Raw genomic sequence first — 21,830 nt, 5'->3', positions numbered from 1 at the left:
ACCCGTCCGCGCCCGGATCTTCTACTCTGGTACAGGGAGAGCATGAGACGGCCCTCCACAGCAGCCGCATCCGGTGCCGGGGTTGACGTGATCCTCGGCGTCGACGTCGGCACGACCGCCACGAAGGTCGTGGCCTTCGACCCGGACGGTCGCGAGCACGCCAGTGCGAGGGTCGGCTACCCCCTGCTCGAACCCCACCCCGGCGAGGCCGTGCAGGACCCCGACGTCATCAGGGGGGCGGTGACCGAGGCGGTCAGAGGGGCGGCGCGGCAGGCCGGGAACGCCGGTCACCGGGTCAGCGGCCTCTCCTTCTCCGCCGCGATGCACACGCTCATCGGCATCGGCGACGCCGGCCGGCCACTGACCCCGTCACTCACCTGGGCGGATGCCCGGGCGGCGACACAGGCCGAACGGCTGCGCGCCACCCACGGCCTGGAGCTGCACCGCCGGACCGGCACGCCGACGCACCCGATGTCCCCGCTGGCCAAGCTCGTGTGGTTCCGCGAGCAGGACCCGGAGACCTTCGCGGCGGTGCGCCGCTGGGTGGGGATCAAGGAGTACATCCTCGCCGACCTGTGCGGCGAGTGGCTCGTCGACCACTCGGTGGCATCCGCCACCGGGCTGCTCGACCTGGCCGCCCTCGACTGGGACGGCGAGGCGCTGGACGTCGCCGGCATCGACCCGGCCCGACTGTCCCGCCTCGCCGCGACGACCGAGGTCCTCCCCCGCCTCACCCCGGCCGCGGCCGCGGCACTCGGGCTGCCGGCCGCGACGCCGGTGGTCGTCGGCGCGAGCGACGGGGCACTGGCGTCGCTCGGGGTGGGAGCGGTGCACGGCGGGGTCGCGTCCTGCTCGATCGGGACGAGCGCCGCGATCCGGGTGATGGTCGACCGGCCGACCGTCGACCTGTCCGGGCACCTCTTCTGCTACGCCCTCGCGCCGGAGCGCTGGGTGGTCGGCGGGGCCATCAACAACGGCGGGCTGGTGCTGCGGTGGGCACGTGACGCACTGGCGCCCGACCTGGAGGACGAGCCGGCCGTGCTGGACATCGCGGCCCGGGCCCCCGCGGGGTCCGACGGGCTGCTGATGCTACCCTACCTGACCGGGGAGCGGGCGCCGCACTGGGACTCGCTCTCCCGCGGGGCCTACGTCGGGCTGACCCGGGGGCACCGCCGCGAGCACCTCGTCCGGGCGGCACTCGAAGGGGTCTGCCTGCAGCTCGCGCTGGTCGCCGAGTCCATCCGGGCCGCCGGGATCGAGGTGCGCGAGACGCGGGCCACCGGCGGTTTCGCCCGCAGCGCGCTGTGGCGGCAGATCCTCACCGACGCCCTCGGCATGGACGTCGACTTCCCCTCGACCCGTGAGGGCACGAGCTTCGGCGCGGCACTGCTGGGGATGGACGCCCTCGGCATGGTCGAGAACCTCGACGTCGCGGCCGACCTCGTGCAGGCCGGTGAGAGCCACCGCCCCGAGCCGGCGTCCGCTGCCACCTACCGCGCGCTGCTCCCGGTCTTCGAGTCGCTCCATGAGGCCCTCGTCCCGGCGTTCCGCACGCTGCGGGACGTCGCCCAGCGCCCGTCTTCTGCCTCGGCGAGCTCTGCCTCAAAAAGCTCTGTCCCGGAGAACCAGGTCTCGGAGAACTAGGTCGACTCGCGGCGGATGAGGGTGGCGCTCACCGGGGGCCGCCAGTCCGGCAGGGGCCGGCCTTCTGTCTGGTGGATGGCGTATTCCGCGAACCCGCGGCCGAGGGTGGCGGTGTCGAACCGGACAGTGGAAAGCGCGGGAACGAACATTGTCGCTATGGGGCTGTCGTCGTGACCGATGACGGCGAGGTCGTCGGGTATCCGTATCCCGATGCGGATCGCGGCGCTGACGACGGCGGCGGCGACGTCGTCGTTGAAGGCGACGACGCCGGTCACTCCGGCGCCGTGCCAGGCACGGACCGCGTCGTCGGCGGATCCGTCGCGGTAGTCGATGTACCTGATGTCGACGGGTGGCAGGTCGAGGGAGTGGGCTCGTTCCCGGGCCGCGTCGTGGCGGGCCTGGACGAGGGAGGACGGGAGGGGGTCGGCAAAGGCGGCGTAGGCGAGCTGGCGGCGGCCGTGTTCGTACAGGTGCTCGACCTGGAGGCGGGGTCCCGCGCTGACGGCCAGGGAGAGGTCGAGGGGTTCCTGTCGGGCGGGGTCCGGGAAGATCCGGCGGATCCCGCAGCCGCGCATCGAGGCGATCTCGTCCGGGCTGAAGGAGGTGAACCCGAAGACACTGTCCGGGGTCAGGAGCTCCCAGAGGGGACGGGTCTCGCCGTGGGGCCGGCGGGTGTAGGTGACGAGCGAGTAGCCGGCCTCGTCCAGGACGCGGGACGCCTCGTCGAGGTAGATCCGGAAGCTGTACTCGACGGGCCAGTCCGGCAGGACGAACAGGACGATCCTGCTGCGGCCGCTGGCGAGGGCCTGGGCGGCGCTGTTCGGCCGGTAGCCGAGGCGCAGTGCCGCTTCGAGCACCCGCTCCCGGGTGCCCTCCGAGATCGTCTGCCCCCGGGTCCGGTTGAGGACGAAGCCCACCGTCGCCCGCGAAACCCCTGCGACCGCGGCAACATCCGTGGCGGTGACCCTTCGCTTCGCCGTCGCCTCTGACACGGCCACCGCCCCCCTCACTCAAGCCCACTTGCGCGCGCTAACAGCACGATGTTAGCTTGTCTACCCACGACGCTAGTACGTGCTAGTGGCCTGGGGCACCCGCCTTCGCGACCTCGGGTCACCTTTCGCGCGCAGGTGCCATCCGCCCGAATCCACGACGAACAAAGACTGCGTTGCCAGGGAGAGCTCGGTTGATCCGTTCATCCTTCAATGACGGCTGGTCCTTCCGCCGGAAGACCGACGCGTTCCTGGAGATCCTCGGCCGGGCCGACGCCCCCTGGCAGGACGTCCGGCTGCCCCACGACGCGATGGTCGGGCTCGAGCGCGACGGAGCCGACACAGAGGCGGGTCAGCGCGGCTACTACCCGAGCGGGGCATACCAGTACAGAAAGACGTTCTTCGCGCCGGAGGAGTACCGGAACCGACGGGTCACCCTCGAGTTCGAGGGTGTTTACCGAAATGCCCGGGTCTTCATCAACGGTGATTTCGCGGCGCAGTGCGCCTACGGCTACTCCAACTTCTACGTCCGCACCGATCACCTGCTGAAGTACGGCAGCGACAACGAGATCGTCGTGGAGGCGCACAGCGGCAACGACACCCGCTGGTACTCGGGTGGCGGGGTCTACCGCAACACGAAACTGATCATCGGCGATCTGGTGCACCTCGCACTGGACGGGGTGAGGATCACGACTCCGGCCGTGGACGACGACCTCGCGGTGGTCGCGGTGGCGACCGAGATACAGAACGAATCCCCGGTCACCCGGGCCCTCGAGGTGCTCACCGAGATCGTGGACGCCGACGGCACGGTCGTCGCCGGGGACACCGCTCCGGTCACCACGTTCATCGGCGACACACTCACCCTGCGCCAGCGGCTGCCCGTGCCACGACCGGAACTGTGGGGGGTGGACCGGCCCTACCTCTACCTCTGCCGGACCAGCGTCATGGCGGACGGCGAGCTCCTGGACCAGGAGACCACGCGCTTCGGCATCCGTACGCTCGCCGTTGATCCGCTGCGGGGCCTGCGCATCAACGGCGAGACGGTGAACCTGCGCGGCGCCTGCATCCACCACGACAACGGGGTGATCGGCGCCGCGACCATCGACCGCGCCGAACAGCGCCGGGTCGAGATCCTCAAGCAGGCCGGCTTCAACGCCATCCGCAGCTCCCACAACCCGATGAGCAAGGCGCTGCTCGACGCCTGCGACCAGCTCGGCGTTCTCGTGATCGACGAGCTGTTCGACGCGTGGACCCGCTCGAAGGTGAGCCAGGACTACGCCCTCGACTTCGCCACCTGGTGGGAGTCCGACGTGCGGGCGATGGTCGACAAGGACTTCAACCATCCCAGCGTCATCCTCTACTCGATCGGGAACGAGATCCCCGAGACGGGCACCGCCGCCGGCGCGGCGATCAGCCGCCGGCTCGCCGAGACGATCCGCTCGATCGACAGCACCAGGTTCGTCACGAACGGCGTCAACGGACTCCTCGCCGGCGGCCCCGACCTGCTCGCCTCCTTCGCCGGCGAATCCCGGAAGAAGGACAGCGAGAGCCTCGACGTCAACGGCTTCATGGCGCGGTTCCGTGAGTTCATGCCGATCCTCATGAGCTCCGAGGTCGTCGGTTCGAAGACCGCCGAGTCGATGGCCTGCCTCGATGTCGCCGGCTACAACTACCTGGAATCACGGTACGGGCAGGACGGGGCGCAGTTCCCCAACCGGGTGATCGTCGGAACCGAGACCTATCCCGCCGACATCGACACGAACTGGCGGCTTGTCCAGGACCACAGCCATGTCATCGGTGACTTCACCTGGACCGGCTGGGACTACCTCGGCGAGCCGGGGACCGGCCGGATCGAGTACGAGGGCGACAGCGAGACCACGAATTCCGCGCTGAACCACCAGGGCGGCTACCCGTGGCTGACGGCGTGGTGCGGTGACATCGACATCACCGGCCACCGCCGTCCCGCCTCCTACTACCGCGAGATCGTGTTCGGCCTGCGCGGCGAGCCCTACATCGCCGTCCACCGCCCCGACCGCTTCGGGCGGGCGGTCAGGGTCGCGATGTGGTGGTCGTGGAGCGACTCGGTCTCCAGCTGGAGCTGGAACGGCCACGAGGACAGGCCGGTGCGGCTCGAGGTGTACTCCGCGGCGGACGAGATCGAGCTCCTGATCAACGGCAGGCGGGTCGGCACGGCCCCGGCGGGTGAGAAGAACCGGTTCAGGGCGGAGTTCGAGACCGTCTACGAGCCCGGCGAGATCGTGGCCGTCGCCTACACCGGCGGCGTCGAGACCGGCCGCACCTCGCTGCGGTCCGCGACGGGCGAGGTCCGCCTCGAGGCGGCGGCCGACCGCACCCGCATCACCGCCGACGACACCGACCTCGCCCACGTCGCCCTCACGCTCGTCGACGGGGCCGGCAACCTCTACAACACCGCCGACCGCAGGGTGGCCGTCGAGGTGACGGGACCCGCCGTGCTCCAGGGCTTCGGCAGCGCGGACCCCAGGCCGACCGAGAACTTCTTCGACACGGTCCGCACGACCTTCGACGGCCGGGCGCTCGCCGTCATCCGCCCGACGGCACCCGGCTCGATCACCGTCACCGCCACGACGGAGGGCTGCGAGCCGTCCACCGTGCGCATCGAAGCCGAACCCTCGGGCCCCTCCGGCGCATGACCCGCTGATCGCATCAGTGCTGATCACATCAGTAAGGAATCGACGATGACGTACGACGCCCCACTGACGCCTGAGGCCCGGGCGGACGCGCTTCTGCGGACCATGACGGTGGAGGAGAAGGCGCAGCAGGTCACCGGGCTGATGCCGATCGGGCTTCTCGGCGTGGACGGCCTGGTCCAGGCGCAGGCCGAGCGTCTTCTGGGCACCGGGATCGGCCACATCGCGCCGCTCGGGATGCTCAGCCACCGCACGCCCGCGAACCTGGCGAAGGCTGTCAACGAGATCCAGCGTTTCCTCGTCACCCGGACCCGCCTGGGCATTCCCGCCCTCTTCCACGTGGAGGCGCTCAACGGTGTGGTCTCCCCCGGGCTGACCACGTTCCCGACCGCGATCGGGCTCGCCGCCACCTGGAACCCCGCCGGGGTGGCGGAGATGGCGGACGTCCTGCGCCGGCAGGCACGGGCCATCGGTCACCCGCTGGTCCTGTCCCCGGTGATGGATGTCGCCCGGGACGCCCGCTGGGGCCGGGTGCACGAGACCTACGGCGAGGACCCGTACCTGGTGTCCGCGATGAGCGTCGCGTTCGTCCGCGGCATCCAGGGCGACGACCCGCGCGAGGGTGTGATCGCGACCGGCAAGCACTTCCTCGGCTACGCCCTCACCGAGGCCGGGCAGAACATGGCCCGCACCGCCATCGGGGCCCGGGAGCTGTACGAGGTGTACGCCCGCCCGTTCGAGGCCGCCATCAGGCTGGCCGGCCTCGCGGCGGTCATGAACTCCTACAGCACCGTCGACGGCGTCCCGGTCGGTGCCAACCGCGAGATCCTCACCGGCCTGCTGCGGGACCGCCTCGGGTTCGCCGGCACCGTCGTCTCCGACTACGAGACCATCCGCCACCTGTACAAGCGGCTCGGTGTCGCGCGTGACGCCGAGGAGGCCGGCCGGCTCGCCCTCGCCGCCGGGCTCGACGTCGAGCTTCCCGTCCCCGACGGCTACGGCCCCACACTCGCGCGGGCGGTCCACGCCGGCACGGTTCCCGTCGAGCAGCTGGACCAGGCCGTGTGGCGGGTCCTGCGGGACAAGTTCGCACTCGGCCTGTTCGACCGGCCCTACGCCGACGAGGACCCCGTCGTCGTCAACGAGGTCGCCCGCCAGGGTGTCGACCTCTCGTACCGGCTCGCCCAGCAGTCGGTGACCCTGCTGGCGAACGACGGCACCCTGCCGCTGTCCCGGGACCTGCGCCGGATCGCGGTCGTCGGCCCGCACGCCGACGGGATCTCCTTCGCGTTCCCGCCCTACACCTACCCCGCCGCGCTCGAGATGCTCCGGGCCCGGTTCACCGGCGAGCGGGCCCACATACCCGGCACCGAGAACATCGCCGGCGACATCCCCCCCGAGGCGACCGCGCTCATGCGCCAGGAGCTTTCCGGCCCTATCGGGACGCCGCTCGACGACTACATCCGCGACGCCTACGGCGCGCTGTCCCTCGCCGACGCCGTCCGCCGGGCCGTCCCCGGCGCGCAGGTGACCGTGGCCGCCGGCTGCGGGGTCCTCGACGAGGAACCGGCCGACATCCCGGCCGCGGTCGCCGCCGCCGCGGACGCCGACGTGGTGATCCTCGCCCTCGGCGGGCGGGCCGGCTGGTTCACCCCCCGGATCACCGAGGGCGAGGGCTGCGACACCGCCAACATCGACCTCCCCGCGAACCAGGTCGCGCTCGTCCAGGCCGTCGCCGGCACCGGAACCCCCTGCGTGGGGATCGTGTACACCGGCCGGCCGATGGCCCTGACCCCGATCGTCGGCCTGCTCCCGGCGCTGCTCTACGGCTACTACGGCGGCCAGCACGCCGCCACCGCCATGGCCGACGTGCTCTTCGGCGACGTCAACCCGGCCGGCAAGCTCCCGATCTCCATCCCGCGGCACTCCGGGCAGGTGCCCGTCTACTCCGGCCAGCCCACCGGCACCGGCTACCGGCGCACCGACCAGGACATGCACCTGGGCTATCTCGACCTGCCGTCCGGCCCGCTGTTCCCGTTCGGCCACGGGCTGAGCTACACGACCTTCGACTACACCGACCTCGCGGTCAGCTCGCCCGAGGTCGACAGCGAGGGCGCGGTCACCGTTCGGCTGACCGTCCGCAACACCGGCACGAGGGCCGGCGACGAGATCGTGCAGCTCTACTTCTCCGACCAGGCCACCGGGGTCACCCGACCGGCCCGGGAGCTCGTCGGCTTCACCCGGATCAGCCTGGACGCCGGCGCGGCGGCGACCGTGGCGTTCACCGTGCCCATGAGCCAGCTCGGCTACGTCGCCCTCGACGGCGGATTCGTTCTCGAACCCGGCCCCGTCCAGATTCTCGCGGGCAGCTCCTCCGACGACATCCACCTGCGCGGCAGCTTCGACGTCGTCGGAAAAGTCGCCGAGCTGGACGGCCGCCGTTCCTTCCTCTCGGACGTCACCGTCAGCGACACACGCCCTTGAACCACCGGCCGCACCTATCAGGAAACCCGACCGCCGCCTTTCCGGGCCGGGTTCTCGCCGGGTGCCAGTCGCTGACCGAGGTCAGCGGATTCTTACGGAGATCTCCATGCTCACCTGCATTACCTGTGCACAGTTAACTGACCGGCGTTTGTCGTGAGCACGCCCACCGATCCGGTGACGGCGGCACCAGAAGCGACGTCGGCGGGGGTCGCGGCAGGGCTGGCGGCTGGGCTGATCGAGGCGGAGGCGCAACGGCGGGCGCAGCAGGCTGATTCACAGCGTGAGGTGTTGTTCGCGGACGAGCTGCTGCCGGGTGTGGGCGGTGAGCGGCTGTCGTTGCGGCAGGGGCTGACCGCCGGTGGTTCGGTGACGTTCCTGACGTTGATGACGCTGTCGGCGCTGGACGAGCTGGAGTCGGCGGCGCTGACGACGCTGGCGCCGGACATCCGGGACGCGTTCGGGTTGAGCGACGGCGCGATCGTGTTCATCTCCGCGGCCGCCGGGGCGTTCCTCGTGCTCGGTGCGCTGCCGATGGGCTGGCTGGCGGACAAATGCCGGCGCTCCCGGGTCATCGGCTGGGCGGGTGTCGTGTTCTCGGTGATGGTGCTGGCGAGCGGACTGGCGGCGAACGCGTTCCTGTTCTTCCTGGCCCGGTTCGGCGTCGGGGTGGCGAAGTCGAGCAACAACTCGGTACACGGATCGTTGCTCGCCGACACCTATCCGATCGGGGTCCGGGGACGGATCTCCGCGGCGAACTTCGGTGCGGCGCGTACCGCGGGCGCGCTCAGTCCCCTGGTGGTCGCGGGCATCGCCACGCTGGCGGGCGGGGCTGACGGCTGGCGTTGGCCGTTCCTCATCCTCGGCCTGCCGGCCCTGGCGGTGGCGGTCTTCGCCTTCCGCCTGCCGGAACCGCCGCGCGGCCAGCACGAGATGAAATCGGTGCTGGGCGAGGTGGTCGAGGACGCCGAGCCGATGCCGATCTCGGTGGAGGCGGCGTTCGCCCGGCTGCTGCGCATCCGGACCGTCAAGACCGCGATCGTCGCGTTCTCCGCGCTGGGTTTCAGCCTGTTCACCACGAGCGTGCTGGCGAACCTGTGGGCCGAGGACCACTACGGGATGTCGACGTTCCAGCGGGGCCTGATGGGTTCACTCGGCGGCGCCGCTCTGCTCGTCGCCCTGCCGATCGTCGGGCCGCGGTACGACCGGCTCTACCACCGGGATCCGGCCCGGGCCGTGGCTCTGCTGGGGCTGTGCATTCTGCCGGGTGCGGTGCTGCTGCCGGTCCAGTGGTTCATGCCGAACTGGGTCGGTTTCATGCTGGCCAGCATCCCGGGCGCGGTGTTCTCCTCGGTCGCGTTCTCGATGGTGGGCCCGGTGATGCAGTCGGTCACGCCGTACCGGCTGCGCGGGCTGGGCCTGGCGCTGGCGGCGGTCTACATGTTCTTCATCGGCGCGACCGGCGGCGCCATCCTCTCCGGGCTGATCAGCAACGCCTACGACCCACGGGTCGCCGTGCTGGTGATCGGCATCCCCGCCACCGCGGTCGGCGGCCTCATGATGATCCGCAGCGCGTCGTTCGTGAAGAACGACCTTTCGCTGGTGGTGGCGGACCTGCGCGAGGAGCTCGCCGAACGCGACCGGCAGCGCGAGAACCCGGACGACGTCCCGGCACTGCAGGTCAACAACATCGACTTCTCCTACGGGCCGGTGCAGGTCCTGTTCGACGTCGCCTTCGACGTGAAGAAGGGCGAGACCCTGGCGCTGCTGGGCACCAACGGCGCGGGCAAGTCCACCATTCTGAAAGTCATCTGCGGCCTGGGAACCCCGTCGCGCGGGGTGGTCCGCCTCGGCGGGCGGACCATCACCTACGTCTCGCCGGAACAGCGCGGGAAGTACGGGGTGCACCTGCTGCCCGGCGGCAAGGGCGTCTTCCCCGGGATGACGGTGCGCGAGAACCTGGAGATGGCCGCGTTCCGGATGCGCCGCGACGCCGCCGGCCGGGAGCGGCGTTTCGCCTACGTGCTCGGCCTGTTCCCCGACCTCGAGAGCCGGCAGGGCCAGCGGGCGGGGTCGCTGTCGGGTGGGCAGCAGCAGATGCTGGCGCTGGCGATGGTGCTGCTGCACGACCCCGAGGTCCTCCTCATCGACGAGCTCTCCCTCGGGCTGGCCCCGGTGGTGGTGCAGGACCTGCTGGCGATCCTCGAACGCCTCAAACAGGACGGCCTGACGATCATCGTCGTCGAACAGTCGCTGAACATCGCCCTCGCCATCGCCGACCGGGCCGTGTTCCTGGAGAAGGGCCAGGTCCGTTTCACCGGCCCGGCCCGCGAACTCGCCGAACGCGACGATCTCGCCCGCGCGGTGTTCCTCGGCCGGGAAGGCGGCTGACCCGCCATGGAACTGCCCACCACCCAACTGCTCTTCGACGGCGCGGTCACCGGGCTGGTCATCGGCCTGCTCGCGGTCGGCATCGTCCTGGTCCACCGCTCCACCCGCGTCATCAACTTCGCGGTGGCGAACATGGGCCTGGTCGGCTCGGCCCTCTTCGCGCTGCTCACGGTGCGTTACAACGTGCCGTACTGGATCTCGCTGGCCATCGCGCTGCTCGTAGGTGTGCTGTTCGGCGCCCTGGTCGACCTCACGGTGATCCGCCGGCTGTTCGCCGCGCCACGGGTGATCCTGCTGGTCGCGACCATCGGCGTCGCCCAGCTCGCGCTGACCGTCGTCACCTCGCTGCCCGACCTCGACGACTACCCGCGCGAGTCCTACCCGGTGCCCTGGTCGGGGAGCTGGTCGCCGGTCAGTGACCTCACGATCAGCGGGGCACAGCTCAGCGTCCTGGTCACGGTGCCCCTCGTCGCGCTCGGGCTCAGCCTGTTCCTCGGCCGGACCGTGCTCGGCCGGACGGTCAAGGCCGCCGCGGACAACCCCGAGCTCGCCCGCCTGCAGGGCATCAGCCCCAAGACCGTGTCGACGGCGGTCTGGGCGGTGGCGGGGCTGATCGGGACGCTGTGCCTGATCCTGGTCTCCGCGCAGAACCAGTCCCTGACCCAGATCACCACCCTCGGCCCCACCACCCTGCTCCGGGCCCTGGCCGCCGCGGTGATCGCCCGGATGACGTCGTTCCGCGTCGCCCTGCTCGCCGGGATCGCCCTGGGCCTGGCCCAGTCGTTCATCCAGTTCAACTGGCTCGACCAGCCCGGCCTCACCGATATGACGATCTTCGTCGTGGTGCTGGCTGCGGTGTTCTTCGTCAGCCGCGGCCGTGACACCGAGTCGTCGTCGTTCTCCTTCGCCCCGAAGATCAAGCCCGTGCCCGACCGGCTACGCGGGCTCTGGTGGGTCCGCCAGCTCGAACGCGCCCCGCTGGTCCTGCTCGGCCTGGTCGCCGTCGTCCTGCCCCTGCTCGTCGCCCAGCCCTCCCGGCACCTGCTCTACACCGTGATCCTCGGCTACGCGATCTGCGCCGCCTCGATCACGATCCTGACCGGCTGGGCGGGGCAGCTCTCCCTCGGCCAGATGGCCTTCGCGGGGCTGGGCGCGCTGCTCGCCGCCGCGCTCAACCGTGGCCTGCGCCTGCAGGTCGGCGGCTCCGTCGTGGAGCTGAACGCCCTGCCCTTCCCGGCGGCCGTCGCCATCGCCACGGTGTTCACCGCGGCTCTGGCCGCCGTGGTCGGAGCGGGCGCGCTGCGGGTGCGCGGACTGCTCCTGGCCGTCAGCACCTTCGCGTTCGGGATCGCGGCCGAGCAGTACCTCTACCGCCGCGACGTGTTCCACGACGAGGGCGGCAACACCGCCTCGTTCCCGCGAAGCACCGTCTTCGGGATCGACGTCACCACCCAACGGGCCTACTACTACCTCGTCCTGATCGTCCTGGTCCTGGTCCTGCTCGTGGTGGCCCGGCTGCGCAGGTCCGGGATCGGACGGACCACCATCGGCGTCCGCGACAACCCCGCCACCGCGGCCGCGTACACCGTCGCCCCCACCCGGGTGAAACTGCGCGCGTTCGCGCTCGCCGGCGGGATCGCCGGGCTCGGCGGCAGCCTGCTCGCCGGCGCCGTCCAGAACGTCCCCTACGCCGACAGGTACTTCCTCAGCCCCGACTCGCTGCTCCTGGTCTCCATCGTGGTGATCGGCGGTCTCGGCTCGGTCACCGGCCCGCTGCTCGGCTCGCTGTGGGTCATCGGCCTGCCGTCCTTCTTCCCCGACAACGACATCGTCCCGCTGCTGACGTCCAGCCTGGGCCTGCTGGTCCTGCTGCTCTACTTCCCCGGCGGCCTGGTCCAGATCGGCTACAGCGCCCGCGACGCCCTCCTCGCCTGGGCGGACAGCAGGCTCGGCACCACCCCCCCGGCGAAGAGCGTCTCGACCGTGCCCCCGGCACTCACCCACACCACCCGACCGCCGCTCCCGGAGAACACCCCCGTCCTCGAGACCAGCGACGTCCGGGTGCGTTTCGGGGGCCGGGCCGCCGTCGACGGCGTCTCGCTCACCGTGATGCCCGGCGAGATCGTCGGCCTCATCGGCACCAACGGCGCCGGGAAGTCCACCCTGATGAACGCCATCGGCGGTTTCGTCCCCGCCGCCGGCACCGTCACCCTGCTCGGCCGGAACGTCTCCACCGCCAGCCCGGCGGCCCGGGCCCGCGGCGGTGTCGGCCGCACCTTCCAGGCCGCCGCGCTGTTCCCCGAGCTCACCGTCCGCGAGACGGTCCAGATCGCGCTGGAGGCCCGCGGCCGCACCGGGCTGCCCTCCACCGCCCTGCACCTGCCGCACACCTTCCGCGCCGAACGCGCGAAACGCTCGAACGCCGACGACCTCATCGGCTTCCTCGGCCTCGGCCGCTACGCCGACGCCTTCATCGCCGACCTGTCCACCGGCACGCGCCGCATCGTCGAGCTCGCCGGCCTGCTGGCCCTCGACGCCCAGGTCCTGTGCCTCGACGAACCCACCGCCGGCGTCGCCCAACGCGAAACCGAGGCGTTCGGCCCGCTCATCCAGGAGATCCGCCGCGAGCTCGGCGCCGCCATGCTCGTCATCGAACACGACATGCCACTGATCATGAGCATCAGCAACCGCGTCTACTGCCTCGAAACCGGCCAGATCATCGCCAGCGGAGCACCGGACGCCGTCCGCAACGACCCCAGGGTCATCGCCAGCTATCTCGGCACCGACGAACGCGCCATCGAACGCAGTGGAAAAGCCCCGGCGACCCCGGACCCCGAGGACCACCACACGCCGACCGACGCGGTCGTGCCCTCGTAACTCCGCCGGTCCACCGGCTGCACCTCACCGTACAAATCCTCCAGGAATACGGAGCACCTCTGACATGACCTCGCACCATCGCTGGCGCCGTCCGCTCATGCTGATCGCCGCGGGAGCCGCGCTCGTATTAGCCGGTTGCAGCGTCGAGTCGGACGACCCCCCGGCCAGCAGCCCCACCTCGAACGCGTTCCCGGCCCCGCCGGCGCCGGCGATCTCGCCGGGCGTCACGGCCGACAGCATCAAGATCGGCTTTGTCTACCCCGACCTCGAGGTCGTCAAGCAGTACGTCGACATCGACCACGGCGACTACCAGGCCACCTTCCAAGCCCTGGTAGACAAGGTCAATGCCGCGGGCGGCATCCAGGGCAGGAAGATCATCCCGGTGTACGGCGCGGTCGACGTCATCTCCCCCGCCGGCGCCCAGGAGACCTGCGTCAAGCTGACCCAGGACGAGAAGGTCTTCGCCGTGCTCGGAAGCCTCAACGCCGAGGACGCGCTGTGCTATGTCCAGACCCACAAGACGGCGCTCGTCGGCGGTGACCTCACCGCGGAGCGCTACGCCAAGGCGCAGGCTCCGTGGGTCTCCGACCTGCGCGGCGGGGACGAGCTGGCCGACGGCATCGAGCTGTTCACCGCCGACAACGCCCTGGCGGGCAAGAAGGTCGCGGTCGTCGCCTACCGGGACGACCAGGCCTCGGCGGACAAGGTCGTCCTGCCGGCCCTGCGGCGTCTCCAGGTCCCGGTGACCGAGACCGGCATCCTCGACGCCGACATCAGTGACGCGGCCGCGGTCTCCCAGCAGTTCGGCGTCTTCATCCAGAAGTTCCGGGCCGCGGGGGTCGACACCGTGCTCCTGGTCGGCGGCTCCCAGACCCAGTTCCCCGCCGAGCTCGGGAAGACCGACTACCGCCCCAGGCTGCTGTTCGCCAGTACCAGTCAGGCCCAGGCCTACCTGTTGAGCCCGGGCGACCACGACCCGGCCGTCGTGACCGGTGCCGCGGCCCTCGGGCTGGTCAACGACTACTCCGAGCCGGCCAACGCCGCGTGCGTCGCCACCATCGAGGCCGCGATGCCGGCGCTCACCGGCAAGCTGGTCGACCCGGCGACCGTGCCCTCAGGTGAGCCCGGACCCGGAACGTCCGAGGGCGTCGCCTGCCGTTACCTGGCCCTGTTCCAGGCGATCACCGAGAAGGCCGGTGAGGACCTCACCTACCAGTCGTTCCAGCAGGCCGCCTTCTCGCTCGGTTCCTTCCAGGTCCCCAGCTACCGGGACAAGGCCACTTACAGCCGCGAGACCCCGCACGGCGCGATCCCGCCCCGTCTCTACACGTTCGACCCCGCGCGGAAGAACTTCTTCCCCGCCGCCGGCTGACAGCCGTCCCCGTCCCACGAAAGCATCCGGCTCAGGAGATCCAACGATCATGAGCACATTCCCCGAGGACTTCCTCTGGGGTGCTTCGACCGCGGCGCACCAGGTGGAGGGCGGCAACGTCAACTCCGGCATGTGGCGCAGCGAATGGGCGAAGAACTCGACGTTCGCCGAGCCGTCAGGCGACGCCTGCGACCACTACCACCGGTACCCGGAGGACATCGCGACCCTGGCCGGTCTCGGCCTGAACGCCTACCGGTTCGGGGTCGAGTGGGCGAGAATCGAGCCGGAGGAGGGCTATTTCTCCCGGGCCGCTCTCGACCACTACCGCCGGATGGTCGGCACGTGCCTCGAGCACGGAGTCACCCCGGTCGTGACCTACAGCCACTTCTCGACACCGCGGTGGTTCGCCGACGCGGGAGGGTGGAGCAATCCGGCGGCGGCGGACCGGTTCGCCCGGTACGCGGGCCGGGTGACCGAGCACATTGGTGACCTGGTGCCCTGGGTGTGCACGTTCAACGAGCCGAACGTCATCTCCCTGATGGTGCATCTCGGTGTCATCCCGGCCGCGTCCCGCGACGAGACCCTCGGCCTGTCGACCGGCAACGAGGGCCAGGATCCCGGCGAGGCGCGGTCAGGCGAGGCACTGTCGGGCGCGGCGTGGGCCGCCCCCAGCGTCGAGGTGATGGCGAACGCGCACCGCAAGGCCGTGGAGGCCATCACCACGCAGACCGGCTGGGAGATCTACCCCCAGGCCCTGGGCCACACCGTCCGCCTCGCCGCCGAGCACGCCGGCGTGCCGGTGCTGGTCACCGAGAACGGCATGGCCACCGACGACGACGACGCCCGGATCGCCTACACCACCGCCGCGCTCGAGGGACTCGCCGGCGCCATCGCCGACGGCGTCGACGTCCGCGGGTACCTGCACTGGTCCCTGCTCGACAACTTCGAGTGGACGTCCGGCTACCAGATGACCTTCGGGCTCATCGCCGTCGACCGCACCACCTTCACCCGCACCGTCAAACCCTCCGCCCGCTGGCTCGGCAAGGTCGCCCGCGCCGGCGGACTCACCTGAATCGAGGACGTCTCATGTCGTTGCGCTGGGCGATCGCGGGCACCGGCTCCATCGCGAACGGGTTCGCGCAGGCGCTCAGCCGCCTGCCCGACGCCGAGCTGGTCGCCGTCGGCTCGCGGCACCAGCGGACCGCCGACGAGTTCGGCGAGAAGTTCGGCGTGCCACGCCGGCGCAGCTACGGATCGTACGAGGAGCTTGCCGCCGACGACGGCGTCGACGTCGTCTACGTGGCCTCCCCGCACTCCCACCACCACCGCCACACGCTGCTGTTCCTGAACGCCGGGCGGGGTGTGCTGTGCGAGAAGCCGTTCGCCCTCGACGCGGACCAGGCCGCCGACATGGTGGCCACTGCCCGCGCGCGCGGGCAGTTCCTGATGGAGGCGATGTGGAGCCGCTTCCTGCCCGCCTACGTCCGGATCCGGGAGCTGGTCGCCGACGGCGCGATCGGCACCGTCCTCGCCGTCGACGGTGACTTCGGCTTCCGGCTCCCGATGGATCCGTCGCACCGGCTGTTCGATCCGGCCCAGGGCGGCGGCGCCCTGCTCGACCTGGGCGTCTACCCCCTGTCGCTGGCCAGCATGCTGCTCGGCGAACCGGACCGGGTCGCCGCGTTCGCCCAGCTCGGCGAGACCGGCGTCGACGAGCACACCGCCGTCATGACGGGCTACGACACGGGCGCGGTGGCCCTCGCCAAGGCATCCCTGCGGGCAGGCCTCGCCTGTACCGGCCGTATCACCGGCACCACGGGCAGCATCGAGCTGCCCGCGATGATGCACTGCCCGGACGAACTGGTCCTGCGCGGCCCGTTCGGCACCGAGCACCTGAGCCTGCCCGCCGCCCTCGACCCCGCCGCCCTTACCGGAACCGGCCCCGGCGGCCCGGGCCCCGGCGACAGGGCCGGAGGCGGCCTGCACCACCAGGCCCGTCACATCCACGACCGGCTGCGCGCCGGGCAGCTGGAAAGCGACCTCATGCCGCTCGCGGAATCCGTGTCGGTCATGCGCACCCTCGACGCCGCCCGGGCCCAGATCGGCCTGCGCTACCCGACCAGCGAAGAAGGAACCCCGAGGTGACCCGCAGCACGCTGAGCCCCGGCAAGGTCCCGGACCTGGTGTCCCGGCTGACGCTGGACCAGAAGATCGCCCAGCTGACGGGGTTCGCGGTAACCGATCTCATCGTCCGTGGCGAGGGGCCGCGCCCGGCCAGTCCGGACATCGACGTCAGCCGGGTGCCGTCACTGCGCCCGCACGGGGCCGGTCACCTGTCCCTGTCCTGGTTCCTCGGCCACGACGCGGCGAGCCTGCGGTCCGCGCTCGACCGGATCCAGTCGGCGGTGCGTGCGGTCGCCCCCTTCGGCATCGGGGCCCTCGCGCACAACGAGGCCGTCAACGGCTTCCTGCATGTCTCGGGCTCGCAGTTCCCGACCGCCTGGGCGCAGGCGGCGACCTGGGACCCGGCGCTGGTGACCCGCGCGGCGGCCGTGAGCGCCGCCCACATGCGGGAGACCGGCATCCACCTCGCCTTCTCCCCGGTCATGGACCTCGCGCGGGATCCCCGCTGGGGCCGCGTGCACGAGACGTACGGTGAGGACCCCGAGCTCGCCGCCCAGTTCTCGGTCGCCTTCGTCCGGGGTGTCCAGGGCCCCGAGGGCGACTCCGGCCTGCTCGCGACGGGAAAGCACTTCGCCGGGTACGGCGCCTCCGAGGGCGGCCTCAACCAGGCGGTCACCCAGCTGGGACGCCGCGCCCTGATCGACGAGTACGCCGAGCCGTTCCGCCGCGCCATCACCGAGGCCGGCCTGGTCGCCGTCATGAACTCCTACAACGAGCTCGACGGCGTGCCCTGCGCCGCTGACCGCTGGCTGCTCACCGACCTGCTCCGCGGCCAGCTCGGCTTCGACGGCATCGTGGTCAGCGACTACAGCGCCGTGGACATGCTGCGGACGATCTACCACACCGCGTCCTCGGAAGGGCAGGCCGCCGTCCAGGCGATCAGCGCCGGCCTGGACGTCGAGCTCCCCGGCGACGTGAACTTCTCCCACCTGGCCGACGAGGTCACCGGTGGCCGTCTCGACGAACACGTCCTCGACACGGCGGTCACCCGGGTCCTCACCGTCAAGGCCCGCGTCGGACTCATCCCGGGGATGGCGGCGCCACGCGCCGCGTCCGCCGCGGCGCCCCCGGACCGGGCCGAGGCGGCCGAGGTGCGCCGCGCCATCGCCGCCCGTGGCCTGGTCCTGCTCGCCAACGACGGCACCCTGCCCCTGGCACCTCGGGGTGGGCGCATCGTCGTCGTGGGCCCGGCCGCCGACGAGCTGCGCATCCATTTCGGCGCCTACACCTCCGTCTCCAACGCCGAGATGCCGCTGGGAATGACGGCGGTGATGACGGGGCAGGTGCCCGGCGTCGATCCGGCCACCTTCGTGTTCACCGACATCTTCCAGCCGCGGATGCCGGGGTTCGACGAGAGGTTCGAGGCGGAGGCCCGGCGGATCCACCCCGAGGCGCCCACCGTGCTCGACGCGCTGCGGGGCTTCGACCCGACCGTCGAGTTCGTTCCGCTCGGCCGGTTCGAGGCCGACCCTGAGCATGCACTGGACCAGGCGGCGGTGGCCGCGGCGGTCGCCGACGTCGTCATCGCCGTCGTCGGCGAGCGGACCGGATGGGTCGGGAACAACACCGCCGGGGAGGGCCAGTCCACCGCGTCCCCCGGCCTGCCCGGCGAGCAGGACAAGCTCGTCGCCCTGCTCGCCGCGACCGGCAGGCCCCTGGTGACCGTGGTGGTCTCCGGACGTCCCCTCCTCCTCGGCAGCGTGGCTCGGGCCTCGCGCGCAGTCCTTCTCGCACCACTGCTCGGCGAAGAAGCCGGCCCGGCGATCGCAGGGGCCGTGTTCGGTGCGATCAACCCGAGCGGAAAGCTCCCGAGCGCCTTCCCCCGGCATCTGGGCCAGATCCCGACCTACCACGGGCACCACTTCGGCAGCGGCTACGACCATCCCACCGGCACCCGGCACGGCTACAACGACCTCGACGACGACGCCCCGCTCTACGCCTTCGGGCACGGCCTTTCCTACAGCTCCTTCGACATCGCCCTCGACGAGTCAGCCGAACCGGCGGTCGAGGAGATCGACGGACTGCTGCGGGCGCGGCTCGTCGTGTCGAACACCAGCGCCGTCGACGGCGAGACCGTCGTACAGCTCTACGCACGGGACGAAGCCGCGACTGTCGTCCGCCCCGTCCGCCAGCTCCTCGGTTTCACCCGCCTGGCCCTGGCCGCGGGAGAGACGCGGCGCGTTCTCCTCGAAGCCCCGGTCGAGCGGCTGTTCTACACGATGGCCGACGGCACCCGCGGCCTCGAGCCCGGCGACGTCACCGTGCTGGCCGCGCTCAGCAGTGACGACATCCACTGCTCGCGGACCGTACCGCTGTCCGCCCGCCGCGCCTGACGGCGCACGCCGGATCCCCTTCCCGTATCCCGACCGCGGAGGAAAGGCCGGCGTCGCCCTGGCCTGGCGACCACCCGGGATCTCCGTCGTCCTCACCAAGTACCGCTGAAGGAAACCCGCATGCGTTCACGCACCTTGGCCAGATCGTCCGTGGCAGCGGCGGCGGCCGCGATCCTCCTCGCCGTCACCGCCTGTTCCGCGCCGGGAACCCGGCCCGACGCGGCCGCGGCCTGCGGCTCCCCCGGGGTGACACCCGACCGGATCACGCTCGGGTTCGTGTACTCCGACTCCGGAGGGGCCGGCAGTGCCTTCTCCTCCGCCCGCGCCGGTTTCGACGCGAGAATCAGCCTGGCCAACGCCGAGGGCGGCGTTCACGGCCGCCGGATCGTCTACCAGTGGCGCGACGACGAGAGCTCGGGCCCGGTCAACGCGAAGGTCACCGAGGGCCTGATCCGCACCGACTCCGTCTTCGGCCTGGTGATGAGCAGCGCCGTCACCGGCGACTCGCTGGACTACCTGACAGGCCAGGGGGTGCCGGTCACCGGGCTCGCCGCCGAACCGGCCTGGGCCGGGCACGCGAACATGTTCTCCTACATGTACTCGGCCTCACCCGAGATCATCGGCCGGTACATCCAGGCCGGTGGCGGCAGGAAGGTCGCCCTGGTGACCTCGGGGCAGTCGGCCTTCAGCTCCGACATCGTGGCCACCTACTCACAGCACCTGCAGGCCCTGGGGCTCACCGTCGTCGCGGTGCTTCCCTACTCCGCCACCATCGACAACCCCGACCGGACAGCCCGCCAGATCGCCGAGTCCGGTGCCGACAGCCTGCTCGGCATCACCGCGGCGAACGACTTCGCCGACGTCGTCCAGGCGACGCGCAGGAACGGCCTGCACCTCGCTGTCAGCGTCGCGCTCTCCGGCTACGACCGTAGCCTGCTGGCCACCTCCGGCCCGGCCCCCGCCGGCGTCTCGCTCCCGGTGTTCTTCCGCCCCTTCGAAGCCGGCGGGCCCGCGATCGAGCGCTACCGCGCCGCGATGACCCGCTACGCGCCGGAGACCGTGAACCCGGAACAGCAGTTCGCGATGTTCACCTACATCTCGGCCGACATGTTCCTGCGCGGACTCGACCTGGCTGGCCCCTGCCCCACCCGTGCGGGGTTCATCAAGGCGCTGCGCGCCGTCCCCGACTACGACGCCGGGGGCCTCGTCGCACCCGTCGACCTGCGCGACAACGCCGGCAAGCCGATCGCCTGCCATGCCTTCGTCCAGGTCGGCCCTTCGGGCACCACGTTCGACGTCATCCAGGAAGAGCTCTGCGCCGAGGGCTCCAACGGCTGACCCGGCCCGGGGTCACTTCGCCGCGGCCTGGTAGGCGGCGACGACGTCGTTCGCGGACTTGTGGAGATGACGGATGAGAATCTCCTGGTCGTTAAGGGGGAAATTCCGGACCGCGCGGGACTCGAGCATGGTCTGCGTCGCCTCGAGGGTGTTGCAGTCCTGCAGCGCGAACTCCTTGAAGGTGACCGCGGCCAGTTCGTGCCGCAGGCGCTCCGCCGCGTTCTTCGGCGGGACGAAGTACAGCGTTCCCTCGAAGATGTGCTGGTTGTACGCGGTCGGCCAGTAGTGGTAGGTGAGATACCAGCCCGGCGCCCAGATCAGGATCATGAAGTTCGGGAAGAACACGTACGAGTCGTTGCCCCACGCCCGGTGGCCCGACGGGTTGACGCCCTCGGGCAGCGGGTCGAGCCCCGTGATGTCGGGACGGTCCCACGGCCCGAAGTTCCCGCTGCGCAGAACCTGTTCGATCGGCTTCACCATGGAGAGGTCCTTGGGCGGTGACATGCCGCCCCACGCGGACTGCATCGAGTGCCGGCCGTCGAGGTCGTAGTGCAGCCCCTCGTAGCCGTAGCCGATGAGCTTGCGGGACTCGTCGCCGACGTACTGCTTCGCGTGCAGGACGGGCGCGTGGTAGAACTCCGCGAACGCGTCGATGTAGAGCTTCCAGTTGCTCTTGACGTGCGCCCGGTACCGGTAGACCTCGGTCATCTGGTCGAACGGGTAACCCTCCATGCCCTTCGCGAACCGCCCGAGGTACTCGCGCACCGGGGTGGTGTCCTCGTTGTCGAGGTTGACGAAGACGAAGCCCTCCCAGACCTCGCAGCGCACCGCCGCGAGACCGAGCTTCGACTTGTCGAGGTCGAAGAACTCCGTCTCCTGCTGGACGAAGGTGCACGCGCCGTCGAGCCCGTAGCGCCAGGCGTGGTACTTGCACTGGAACTGGCGCGCGGTGCCCTCGACCTCCTCGTGCGGGAAGTCGTTCCACACCAGCTTGTTGCCGCGGTGACGGCAGACGTTGTGGAAGGCGCGGATCTGGTCCTCGTTGTCGCGGACGACGATGATCGAGGCTCGGGCGGCGTGGATCTCCCTGGTGAAGTAGCTCCCCCGCTTCGGGACCTGCTCCACGCGGCCGACGCTGAGCCAGCTCCGCTCGAAGATCGCCCTGCGTTCCAGCTCGTAGTGCTCCGGTGAGATCGAGTCCTCGAACGAGACGAAATCGGTTCCGAGGTCGGGGAAGTGCTCTGTCCAGCTGCCTTCGACGGGCTTGGTGAAGTGCGCCATCAGAGTGCCTCCAAGGTACCGCGCCGACATGGGACGACGAGGCAGAACGCTACGATGCCGTATGGTTTCGGTCAACCGCCGGCAGGGACGCCTCTGGCCGGTGGCCTCCAGTCCGCCCAGGCGAGGGCCATCACCAGAGTGAACGGTCCGGCTGCTTACCGGCAGTTGTCTGCTCGGTCGTCCGCGCGGCGGCGCGGGCACCCGCCAGTAACCGAACGGATCTGTCTGGTTTCTGGGCGCGCCGGCTGATCTCATCGCCCGTCGGCTCCGG

The 21,830-nt window shown here is 70.8% G+C and carries 12 protein-coding genes; 10 read left to right on the top strand and 2 right to left on the bottom strand.

The features are described from left to right. The first annotated feature begins 42 nt into the window (after positions 1-42). Positions 43-1,644, top strand: coding sequence for a gluconokinase (locus tag FMEAI12_RS16460; RefSeq protein ID WP_235014063.1), 1,602 nt, complete (start codon positions 43-45; stop codon positions 1,642-1,644). Here the strand turns inward: FMEAI12_RS16460 and FMEAI12_RS16455 are convergent. Beyond that, positions 1,641-2,636 (bottom strand): LacI family DNA-binding transcriptional regulator, encoded by a 996-nt coding sequence (locus FMEAI12_RS16455; protein WP_112106732.1) that lies wholly within the window; start codon positions 2,634-2,636, stop codon positions 1,641-1,643. The two genes, FMEAI12_RS16460 and FMEAI12_RS16455, sit on opposite strands and share 4 nt — an antisense overlap. Before the next feature lie 191 nt (positions 2,637-2,827). On the opposite strand from FMEAI12_RS16455, the gene FMEAI12_RS16450 reads away from it, so the two are divergent. The 9 genes from FMEAI12_RS16450 (at position 2,828) to FMEAI12_RS16410 (ending at position 20,278) form a co-directional block, all read left to right on the top strand. Continuing rightward, the gene (locus tag FMEAI12_RS16450; RefSeq protein ID WP_112106722.1) at positions 2,828-5,305 is read left to right on the top strand and encodes a glycoside hydrolase family 2 TIM barrel-domain containing protein; all 2,478 of its coding nucleotides are present in this window, start codon (positions 2,828-2,830) and stop codon (positions 5,303-5,305) included. 45 nt (positions 5,306-5,350) lie between these two features. Next, entirely contained in the window at positions 5,351-7,786 is a 2,436-nt protein-coding gene (locus tag FMEAI12_RS16445) for a glycoside hydrolase family 3 N-terminal domain-containing protein (protein WP_112106721.1), read from the top strand. Positions 7,787-7,939: 153 nt separating this feature from the next. Further along, positions 7,940-10,174 carry an ATP-binding protein gene (locus tag FMEAI12_RS16440; protein WP_112106720.1) on the top strand — a complete coding sequence of 745 codons (2,235 nt, stop codon included), beginning with the start codon at positions 7,940-7,942 and terminating at the stop codon, positions 10,172-10,174. A 6-nt stretch (positions 10,175-10,180) separates the two neighbouring features. Continuing rightward, a complete protein-coding gene (locus FMEAI12_RS16435; protein WP_112106719.1) occupies positions 10,181-13,051 on the top strand; it encodes an ATP-binding cassette domain-containing protein in 2,871 nt (956 codons plus the stop codon). Between the two features lie 64 nt (positions 13,052-13,115). Then, positions 13,116-14,423, top strand: a complete 1,308-nt coding sequence (locus tag FMEAI12_RS16430) for an ABC transporter substrate-binding protein (RefSeq protein ID WP_112106718.1) — start codon at positions 13,116-13,118, stop codon at positions 14,421-14,423. A 49-nt stretch (positions 14,424-14,472) separates the two neighbouring features. After that, entirely contained in the window at positions 14,473-15,495 is a 1,023-nt protein-coding gene (locus FMEAI12_RS16425; RefSeq protein WP_112106717.1) for a glycoside hydrolase family 1 protein, read from the top strand. 14 nt (positions 15,496-15,509) lie between these two features. After that, positions 15,510-16,568, top strand: a complete 1,059-nt coding sequence (locus FMEAI12_RS16420; RefSeq protein ID WP_112106716.1) for a Gfo/Idh/MocA family protein — start codon at positions 15,510-15,512, stop codon at positions 16,566-16,568. Continuing rightward, positions 16,565-18,940 (top strand): glycoside hydrolase family 3 N-terminal domain-containing protein, encoded by a 2,376-nt coding sequence (locus FMEAI12_RS16415; protein WP_112106715.1) that lies wholly within the window; start codon positions 16,565-16,567, stop codon positions 18,938-18,940. Before FMEAI12_RS16420 ends, FMEAI12_RS16415 begins: the two co-directional genes overlap by 4 nt. Before the next feature lie 120 nt (positions 18,941-19,060). Then, positions 19,061-20,278 carry an ABC transporter substrate-binding protein gene (locus tag FMEAI12_RS16410; protein WP_112106714.1) on the top strand — a complete coding sequence of 406 codons (1,218 nt, stop codon included), beginning with the start codon at positions 19,061-19,063 and terminating at the stop codon, positions 20,276-20,278. A gap of 12 nt (positions 20,279-20,290) precedes the next feature. Here FMEAI12_RS16410 and FMEAI12_RS16405 read toward each other — a convergent pair whose 3' ends face one another. Further along, positions 20,291-21,559, bottom strand: a complete 1,269-nt coding sequence (locus FMEAI12_RS16405; RefSeq protein ID WP_112106713.1) for an aromatic ring-hydroxylating dioxygenase subunit alpha — start codon at positions 21,557-21,559, stop codon at positions 20,291-20,293. Between the last annotated feature and the right edge of the window lie 271 nt (positions 21,560-21,830).

The organism is Parafrankia sp. Ea1.12 (assembly GCF_900465275.1).
In the GTDB taxonomy this organism is placed as follows: domain Bacteria; phylum Actinomycetota; class Actinomycetes; order Frankiales; family Frankiaceae; genus Parafrankia; species Parafrankia soli.
Note: the sequence above shows the minus strand (reverse complement) of the source record. Positions and strands in the feature narration are given on the sequence as shown.

Coding starts and splice junctions, on each gene's coding strand:
- FMEAI12_RS16460 (WP_235014063.1), top strand. CDS start 43: ATGAGACGGCCCTCCACAGCAGCCGCATCCGGTGCCGGGGTTGACGTG.
- FMEAI12_RS16445 (WP_112106721.1), top strand. CDS start 5,351: ATGACGTACGACGCCCCACTGACGCCTGAGGCCCGGGCGGACGCGCTT.
- FMEAI12_RS16435 (WP_112106719.1), top strand. CDS start 10,181: ATGGAACTGCCCACCACCCAACTGCTCTTCGACGGCGCGGTCACCGGG.
- FMEAI12_RS16430 (WP_112106718.1), top strand. CDS start 13,116: ATGACCTCGCACCATCGCTGGCGCCGTCCGCTCATGCTGATCGCCGCG.
- FMEAI12_RS16425 (WP_112106717.1), top strand. CDS start 14,473: ATGAGCACATTCCCCGAGGACTTCCTCTGGGGTGCTTCGACCGCGGCG.
- FMEAI12_RS16420 (WP_112106716.1), top strand. CDS start 15,510: ATGTCGTTGCGCTGGGCGATCGCGGGCACCGGCTCCATCGCGAACGGG.
- FMEAI12_RS16410 (WP_112106714.1), top strand. CDS start 19,061: ATGCGTTCACGCACCTTGGCCAGATCGTCCGTGGCAGCGGCGGCGGCC.
- FMEAI12_RS16405 (WP_112106713.1), bottom strand. CDS start 21,559: ATGGCGCACTTCACCAAGCCCGTCGAAGGCAGCTGGACAGAGCACTTC.